Annotated in this window: 3 protein-coding genes; all 3 read right to left on the reverse strand. The window is 66.9% G+C overall.

Features of this window, described 5'->3' with window-relative positions; genetic code table 11:
• Positions 1–135 precede the first annotated feature (135 nt).
• The gene (locus GH737_RS12140; RefSeq protein ID WP_155265073.1) at positions 136–2,292 is read right to left on the reverse strand and encodes a type I secretion system permease/ATPase; all 2,157 of its coding nucleotides are present in this window, start codon (positions 2,290–2,292) and stop codon (positions 136–138) included.
• A 28-nt stretch (positions 2,293–2,320) separates the two neighbouring features.
• The gene (locus GH737_RS12145) at positions 2,321–3,778 is read right to left on the reverse strand and encodes a TolC family protein (protein ID WP_155265072.1); all 1,458 of its coding nucleotides are present in this window, start codon (positions 3,776–3,778) and stop codon (positions 2,321–2,323) included.
• A 71-nt stretch (positions 3,779–3,849) separates the two neighbouring features.
• On the reverse strand, positions 3,850–6,382 hold a 2,533-nt coding region (locus GH737_RS15365; protein ID WP_196233144.1), incomplete at its 5' end, for a DUF5801 repeats-in-toxin domain-containing protein.

Below are 6,382 nucleotides of genomic sequence, written 5' to 3' on the forward strand. Positions count from 1 at the left end.
CCTTGGCGTCCGGCAGCTTGAGCGTGACCGCCGCGGTCGCCGGCTCGCGCAGAGGCAGAAGGATCAGCGCGGCGGTTGCCGCACCGGCCAGCACCACGGCGGCTGCCGCATGCTTCGGGCGCAGGGCGATTCGCCTCATGACTGCGCCTGCTTCGGTTGGGCCGCGGCCGCAGCCGAGAGATGCTTGAGCACCTCGTCCTTGGGTCCGTCGGCGATGATCTTCCCGCCCTCGATCACGATGAGGCGGGTGAGGATCGACAGCATGTTGTGACGGTGCGTCGCCACCATCAGCGCCTGGTCGGGCGCAAGCGCCGTCTTCAGATGCTCGACGAAATAGAGCTCGGTCTGGGTGTCCATCGAGCCGGTCGGCTCGTCGAGGAACAGCAGCTTCGACGGGCTGACGAGCGCGCGCGCCAGCACCAGCAGCGAGCGCTGCCCGCCGGAGAGCCGGGTTCCGCGCTCGCCCACGGGCAAATCGAATCCGGCCGCATCGCGCGACAGGAAAATGTCCGCCCCCGAGCGCAAAACCGCGTCGACCAGCTGCTGGTCATCGGCCTGGGCGGCGCCGAGCATGAGGTTGTCGCGAACCGTGCCGCTGAACACGTCGGCATCCTGGCTGACGAAGCGGAAGGCCTCGCGCAGCTGGTGCGGATGGTACTGGCGGCTGTCTAGACCGTCGATCAGCAGTTCGCCGCTCCCCGGCGCATAGAGGCCGCACAGGACCCGCCCGAGCGTCGACTTGCCCGACGCGACGCGGCCGATGATTCCGATCCGTTCGCCCGGCTCGATCTTCAAATTCACTCCGGACAGCGAATCGCGCGATGCGTTCGGGTAGCGGAACGACACGTCGCGGAACTCGATATGGCCGCCGCGGATCTCCGGCACGATGCTGCGCGCCGCCGACTGGCGTTCGTCCTGCGCCTCCATCATCCGCTGCAGCGACGTCAGCGTCGCGAACGCCTGCTTGCCGCGCGTGATCAGGAACGCGAGCTGGCCGACCGGCTGGAGCGACCGCCCCGAAATCATGATGATCGCGATGATCGCGCCCATCGACATCTCGCCGGCCTGGAAGCGGTAGAAGCCGCCGACGAGCAGGCCGACGCTGATCGACTGTTGCGAGATGCTGGCGAGGTTCACGGCGACCGCGGAAAGCTTGCGCATCCGCTCGCTCGTCGCCGCGCTCATCGCCGAATAGCGCCGCCAGCGGCCGAGCATCTGTCCTTCCGCGCGTGCCGCCTTGAGCGTTTCGGCGCCCGCGATCGATTCGATCAGCACGGAATGCTGGAGGCTCGAATCCGCCTGCGCATCCAGCACGACCTTGCCCATCTGCCGCTGCAGGCTGATGCCGGCGATCAGCATCACGGTAATGCCGGCGAGCGGCACCAGCACGATCCATCCGCCGACCCAGGTGATGAAGCCGAGGAACAGGAACAGGAAGGTGAGGTCGACGGCGAGCACGACCGTGGTCGACGCGAAGAAGTCGCGCACCATCTCATAGTCCGAGACGCGTCTTGCGAGCGCGCCGGTGCTGCCCTGGCGGTCGGCCATCGGCAGGTTCATCAGTTTCTCGAACAGCTTCTGCGAAAGCTTGTCGTCGAGGCCTCGGCCGACCTCGTCGATCAGCCGCGCGCGCGCGATCCGAAGCGTGAAATCGAATGTCAGCGCCAGCAGCACGCCGAGCGCCAGCACCCACAAAGTCGCAACCGCCTTGTTCGGGATCACGCGGTCATAGACGTTCATCGTGAACAGCGGCATCGCGAAGGCAAGCAGGTTGACGATCAGCGCGGCGAGGATCACCGGCCAGAATTCCCGCCGCGCCTTCCACACCTCGGACCAGAACCAGTGCCGGCGGGTCGCTTCGTCCCACGGCCGCTCGTTCTCGCGTTCGCGGGTCGGATCGGTCTCCACGACGATCGCGCGGCCGGTGTAAGCCGGCTCCATTTCCGCGAGCTTGACCCACATCGGCTCGGCCAGCCCAGGCGCGTAGATCAGCCCGTCGCGGTCGCGGACCTCGAGCAGCACCGCGGCGCGGTCTTCCTCGAGCTCGAGGATCGCCGGGCATTTACCCGACGGCCAGCCCCTGAGGCGCCGCGTGACCGGGTCGGCGCGCATGCCGACCTGCTCGAGCGCGGGCTCGACCTGGTGGAACGGCAGGCGCCCGTCGGGCGACAAGGCAAGGCCGGCCCGAAGCAGCACGGGCGAGGATGGCCGGTCCGCCCGGCGCGCCAGGAACGAGAGGCAATCGAGGACGGGATCGATTTCCCGCGACGGCTCGACATCAAGCCAATGCATGAAACTCACGAACCCGTCCTCTTCTTCCTTATCGTCCCGTCGGCGACGTCGGTTCGCCAATCGGCGGAGCGCCCCCGACCGGCGGCGCGGTCGGCGCCAAAGCCGGCGACGGGATGCTGTTCTCCTGGAGGTCCGCCGGCGGGATCGGATTTACGTGATAGCGCGCCATCTCCGTCTGCTGCGCCGCCGCGGGCGCCTGAACGCCGAGGCACTCGATCAACCGGTTCTCGGCGGCGAGCACGCGATATTGCGCGTAGAGCTTGGCGAGACGCGCGGTCTCGGCCTGCTGCTGCACGTTGTAGCGCGAGTTCTGCGCGTCGAGCACGTCGAGCAGCGAGCGCCGCCCGATGTTGAACTGCTCGCGATAGGAAAGCAGCAGGTCGTCGGAAATCCGGCCCTGCGCCTCGAGCTCGCTCGCAAGCGCCGTCTGGTTCTGCAGGCGGCTCCATGCGCTGCGGACATCTTCTTCCGCCTCGCGGGTCCGCTGGAACAGGCGCGCATGAACCTCGTTCGTGCGCTCCTGCTGCTCGCGGACGTTCGCCTCCTTGGTGCCGCCGTTGTACAGCGTCCAGCGCAGCACGCCGAGCGCCTGGAGGTCGGTCGTCCGGCCTTCGAAGCCGTCGATGTCGTGGCCTGCACGGGCGCGGCCCTCGAGGCTGAACTTCGGCCCGAGCTCGGCCCTGGCGGCGCGGATTTCCTCGCGCGAGGTGGCGAGGTCGGCCATCGCTTCTCGCACCCGCGGGTTGGTCACGCGGGCCGCCGCTTCCGCTTCCTGGAGCGTTGCCGGCATGCACTGCGTCAGATCCGGCGGCATCGACACGGTGTCGATGGGGACGCCGGTCAGCGTCTGGAACGTGATCGCCGCGGTGTCGAGGTCCTCGCGGGCCTCGGTCACGCGGGCGCGCGCGGCCTGCAGCCGCTCTTCGGCCTGCTGCTGGTCGGCGATGCTGATCGAGCCCTTGGCGACTCCTTCGCGGAGGTCGCCGGCGAGCCGCTCATGGAAGGTCACATTGTCCTGCGCAATCGCGACCAGCCGCTGCTGGAGCAGATAATCGATGTAGGTGCGCGAGACGTTAAGCGCGACGAATTCCGAGCGCTCCTGGACGCGCGCGGCCGCGGCATCGGACCGTGCCGCCTGGCGCCGGACCTCGGCTGCCCGGCCGCCGCTGTCGAACAGCAACTGGTCGACGATGAGGTCGCCCTCGATCGGCCACAGCGTCTTGTCGGCGATGCCGATGCGGCGCCGTGTCGGATTCCGGAGCTCGCGGACACCGGCCGAGCCTTCGACCGAGATGCGCGGATAATAGAGCCCCTTCCCCTGCTCCAGCTCCTGCTGGGTGGCGGCGCGGTTTGATACCGCCTGCCGGATTTGCGGGTTGGTGGCGAGAGCGGACTGGACCGCTTCACGCAGATCGACGCCCCACGCCGGCGAGGCACTGAGAATCAAGGCCCCCGGAATGGTGAGCATCCAAGACTTCTTCGACATAAGTTCCCCCTGTTGGTCGTTCTCGGCCGCCACCGTTACGCGCGGCGGCCGGGGTTATCGTCTCAATACACTCATCCATGTGCGGGCGGTGCCGCATCGCTGTGCATCATCTCGACTCCAAGCATGCCGTGCGATCCGCCGAAAGCCATTCCGAAGCCCGTGTGCCCGAATGGAACAGCGCTTCCGCTGTGGCTTGCAAAGGCCTCGATTACGTCATGCGCCGGGGCATTGCCGTGCATCGCGTGCAGCATCGCATCGATGTTCGGCCCGTGCCCTTCGCCGCCGTGCAGCGCATCGGCGAGGACCTTGCCGACCACCTGATTGTGCTGCGCCGACTCGCCGGCCACGGAGCCCTGCGCCTGCGCGCCGGCATCGCTGCCCCCCGAAGCCGCGATGAGCTGCTCCGCCGACGGCATTGCCACTGCAGCCGCGGTGACCGGCGTGGAATCAGCTGCCTGGCCATGGGCCGGCGCGCCCGATCCCTGCAGCAGCTCGGTCATTTCCGGGCCCTGCTGGGCGTCCGTGTGAACGCTGCCGCGGCCATGGTCGTCCATGCCGTGGAAGCGCGGCGTGCCCATCGCGGTTTCAACCGTTTGCGCCACCGGCATCGCGTCGATGCCGTGAGCGGCCTCAACGCTGAAGCTTGCCTCGACGGCGGGCCCGCTGACGGCGGCGGCCTCGATCGTGTCGCCGGTCACCGATTGGCCGCTGTCGGCGCCACCGGTCGAATGCGCGTCCAGGCTGCCGTGCCCTGCCTCGAGCCCGGCCGCCGCAAGCGCACCCATCAGCACCACGTTCTGCCCGCCGTTGGCGACACGCTGCGTCTCCTGCGTGTGCTGCGAGCCGTTGTCGTTGGAGGCCATCAGGCTGCTGGTTTCGAGCGACATCGTCTGAAACGAGGAGTCAGCCGACTGGCTTGCCGCCACCGCTGACGGCTCGTTACCGTCGGCTACGTTGATCGTGAACGATCCGGTTGCGGGATCACCGTCACCGTCCGTGATCGTGACCGACACCGGGATGTCGATGTCGACGGTCTCGTTGATGATGGTGATCGACTCCAGGTCGACTTTGCCGCTGCCGCCATCCTGGTTGTACACGTCCACCCAGGCGATCGTCCTTGTACCGTCGCCGACGACCGCCGGCGAGTGCTGTCCTGAGGCGAGGAAGTCGTACGACTGAACCGTGTTGTCAGTGTAGTGTACGACCATGTAGATGTGCTCGCCGGAGTAGTTGAACAGGTCGAAAGTCGCCTTCGTCGCCTCGTTCATCACGTCCGACGGCGGGGAGTAAGGTCCGGCGCCGTCGTAGTCGTTCAGCACGCCGAAATCGAAGCGCATGAAGGTCGTGTCATCGAAGTTGTTGCTGTCGGTGCCCCAACCGGCCGTCGATCCGTTTACCCCGCCGACGGTGAGCTGGTCGCTCGGGACGGTTCCGCCGCTGGTCCAATTGGCGAAATCGAAGTTCGCGTTGGCGTGATACCCCTTCACGAACACGAGGTTCGGAAGCCCAGTCTGCGAAACGATGATGCTGTCGCTTGGACCGACACCGTAGGACGTGCTGGACCCGAGAACGACATCCTGCGTCGCGCCGTCCAGCGGATGCTGGAGGTCGAACTCGTACGTGCCCGCCGACGGATCGACGCTGATCGTGAACACGGCAGTGTCACCCGCGCTGATGCCTTCGGTGCCGTCGTCATCGATATAGGCGGTGAACGTGTTGCTGTCGGTCATCTCGCCGATCAGCGGTTGGCCGTCCGACTTGAGGCCGGTCAAGTCGGGCGCAATCGTGATCGTGCCAATCCCGTCCGAGCCTGCGGCGAAGTCGACCAATCCCGTCGTCACGACTGACGTAGGATCGTTGTTGGCGGCGCCGTCGTCGATTGTGCCCATCGTCGGGCCATCGTCCTGGAAGCTGATCAGGTTGCCGATGCCGGTCGATGCCGTGTCCACGTCGCCGTCGCCGTCCGTCGCAGTGACGACGGCGAGGATCGCGCCGTTGGCAATAGAAGCTGATTCGTCGCCGGTGGTTGTATCGGTGTGCTCGATCGACAGGTATTGGACCATGCTGACCTCGCCCGACGCTGAGTCGATGGAGACTGCAAATGCCGCAGATCCCGTCGCCGCCGCACCGGCGGTCGCTCCGACGCGGCCGACAACGATGCCGTTCTCGACGAACAGGAAGATGTTCGTGCCGTCGGTCGTGTTGAGGCCGGAGTCCGTGCCGAGCGGATCGGAGATCGTTAGGCTGAACAGCGCCGAGTCCGAAGCCGCAGGTCCATCCGCGCCAAACACCGTTCCCGTCGAGGAGATCGCACCGGTGCTGGTCGCATAACCGATCACGGAGCCAGACACGTCCGGATCATCGCCGGGATTGGAGACGCCGGAGAAGACGCTCAGCGGCCCTGCGACGTCGTTCGCGTCGCCGTCGAGGCCAGGCGTCTCGTCATGGCTGATCGAGAACCCTGCGGTGCTGACCGCCGCCGTCGGGACGTCGTCGATCACGTCGACGTTGATCGTCCCGTGGACCGTGTTCCCGTTGTCGTCGGTCGCGGTGTAGGCGAACGAGTCGACATTGCTCACCGTGTTGGTGCCGTTGTCGGCGGTC

Source organism: Sphingomonas segetis, assembly GCF_009720245.1.
GTDB lineage: Bacteria > Pseudomonadota > Alphaproteobacteria > Sphingomonadales > Sphingomonadaceae > Sphingomicrobium > Sphingomicrobium segetis.

Coding starts and splice junctions, on each gene's coding strand:
- GH737_RS12140 (WP_155265073.1), bottom strand. CDS start 2,292: ATGCATTGGCTTGATGTCGAGCCGTCGCGGGAAATCGATCCCGTCCTC.
- GH737_RS12145 (WP_155265072.1), bottom strand. CDS start 3,778: ATGTCGAAGAAGTCTTGGATGCTCACCATTCCGGGGGCCTTGATTCTC.